General features: G+C 36.5%; 2 protein-coding genes and 1 pseudogene. All 3 read left to right on the top strand.

The annotated features are described in order from the left end of the window. Positions 1-975 (top strand): glycosyltransferase family 4 protein (locus MMG82_RS21225; RefSeq protein WP_241407397.1); only part of this gene is annotated, 975 nt, incomplete at its 5' end. 3 nt (positions 976-978) lie between these two features. Next, positions 979-2073, top strand: coding sequence for a glycosyltransferase family 1 protein (locus MMG82_RS21220; RefSeq protein WP_241407398.1), 1095 nt, complete (start codon positions 979-981; stop codon positions 2071-2073). Then, a pseudogene (locus MMG82_RS21215) lies at positions 2063-2524 on the top strand (glycosyl transferase family 1); the annotation flags it as partial. The gene MMG82_RS21220 and the pseudogene MMG82_RS21215, both read left to right, overlap by 11 nt.

The following is a 2524-nucleotide window of genomic DNA, read 5'->3' as shown; positions in this document are numbered from 1 at the left end:
GTGAATTTTTTAATTGTTAATTTTGCAGCTGTTTTTGGTGGTCAGGAGAGATATGCGAAAGATATTATAGAGTTATTTAAGTTGGAAGGTTTTGATGTTTATTTTTTTGGTGGACCTGTAGAAGTTGGAAAGCGTTGTAATATTTTTTCTAATATTAAATTCGATGTTTGCATTTTGAATGGCAACAGTGCCTTGTATTCCTTAATTAAAAATCAATTTAATGCCGATTTTAAAGTTTATGTACAGCATAGTAACATAAATGATGGGCAGCAATCGTTTTGGCGGCGCTGGATTAGAAAAGTGTTGCTTAAGTTACTCCTGTTGAGAGTCAATGTAGTTGTTAGGGTTTGCAATAATGCGCTACCAGAATTTTACGCACCTGGCAAAGTAATCACTATTTATAATGGTGTTGATTTACCTGAGTATTTTCCTAAGGTCAGTTTGAGTAATAATGTAAACCTTTTAATGGTTGGAGCTGTTAATAAAAATAAAAATCAGCAACTGGCCATTGAACTGTTAGTAAAACAGCCTAATGCATATTTGACTATTGTCGGCGATGGTTCTGAGATTGACTCTTTAAAACGGTACGCAGAGCAGTTAGACGTTAGTGAAAGGATACATTGGACTGGTTTTGTTACTGAACTGGACAAATATTATCGGGATGCTGACTTTTTGTTAATGCTGTCTCATTTTGAAGCATTTCCATATTCTGTTTTAGAGGCTATGTCCAATGGTACTCCTGTTATAGCTGTTCCTGTCGGCGGTGTTCCTGAGATAATCAAGTCAGGTGTTAATGGTTGGTTAGTTGAAGATTACGGGGTTAATACTCTTGCTGAAAAGATCAATCAAGTATGCTCAGACCCTCAGCAATATATTAAAGTTGCAAGTAATGCTAGACGGACGATAGAGACTAGTTTTACTAAGCAAACAATGTTTAACATGCTTTTAACTGAAATTAAAAAAAGGAAAATATAATTGATGCGAGTCGGTGTGGATGTACGATGGATGCTTGGCCAAGTAAGGGGGATGGGGCGATACGCTACCCAATTGATGGCTTCTTTATCTAGTCAATGGATTGGTTTAGCACCTGCTCATTTGCAATCTAATAATGTGGTTAATGATACTATTTTCAAAGGAAATGGCTTTTTTCCATGGTGGGAGCAATGTGTTCTACCTTATTTAGCTAAGGAGAATAAGTTTGATTTTTTAGTTTGTCCGTATAATACAGGCCCAATTTTTAAGCCGTCAAATGTAAAGTTGATCTTGATTGTCCATGATTTAATTTTTTTCCGTTCAGTTAAGGAATTGCCGTTTTCTGTCTCTGCTTATCAAACGCTTGGTCGTTTTTATCGGAGGTTTGTGGTTCCGCGTGTCATTGGTAATGCTGATATTTTATTAACAGTCTCTGAGTTTACCAAGGAGGAACTTGTTCATCGATTTAAACTTGATCCTAATAGTGTGTTAGTCATACCTAATGCTATACCTGATGATTGGTTGGATTCGACACCATTGCCTCTTGAAGTAAGAAAACCTTATTTGTTTACCGTTGCAGGAGAAGCACCTAGCAAAAATGTCGAAAGACTAATAGAGGCTTTCGCAATTTATAAAAATTCACATGACGTGAATTTCACTTTAAAAATTGCAGGTATAAAAAAAGAGCATCATTCAAATTTTTCATTAATTGCACGTAAATTCGGTATTGAGAGTCAAGTGGAGTTATTAGGTTTTATATCGAATGATGAGTTGCGCAATTATTACCGAGAAGCTCATACTTTTATATTTGCATCTTTATTTGAAGGTTTCGGTATTCCGCTAATTGAAGCTATGGCAGCAGGTACGCCTGTTTGTTGTAGTAATACAACTTCATTACCAGAGGTTGTGGGTGATGCTGCATTGTTGTTCAATCCGACAGATGTGCATTTGATGGCTTCTGCTATTCGGTCAATGTTAACGATGAATGATACGCTAAGGGCTGAAAAAGTAGCGCTTGGTAGATCTCAGGTTACTTTATTTACTGAAAGTGCCGTTAATAAAAAAATGCACGATTTTTGGAGTTCGCTTGATGCAGCCTAAAAAGAAAATTATTGTTTTAACTCCACGCTTTCCTTACCCTGTAATAGGTGGTGATAGGCTTAGAATTTATTTTGTTTGTAAAGAGTTATCTAAGGTTTATGACCTCACTTTACTGAGTTTATGTGAGACTCAAGATGAGTTGGACTTTACCGTACCGGATGATGGTGTTTTCAAACGTGTCGAACGTATTTTTTTACCGAAATGGAAGTCTTATCTAAATTGCATTTTTGCATTACCCACATCAGTACCATTGCAAGTGGCCTATTACAGCTCTAAAGCTTTCTCTAAAAAATTGAATGAATTGCTTCCTCTTCATCATGGTGCGCTTGCGCATTTGGTAAGAACTGGAGATTATCTGCTCGATAAGCATATACCAAAAGCTCTAGAGATGACTGATGCGATATCAATGAATTATGAGAGAGTTGGGCGTCTGGCAAAGTCTTTTAGTTTA

This window comes from Shewanella sp. MM_2022_3, assembly GCF_022557375.1.
GTDB lineage: Bacteria > Pseudomonadota > Gammaproteobacteria > Enterobacterales > Shewanellaceae > Shewanella > Shewanella xiamenensis.
The sequence above is the reverse complement of the archived record's forward strand: the minus strand, read 5'-3'. Positions and strand labels throughout refer to the sequence as shown.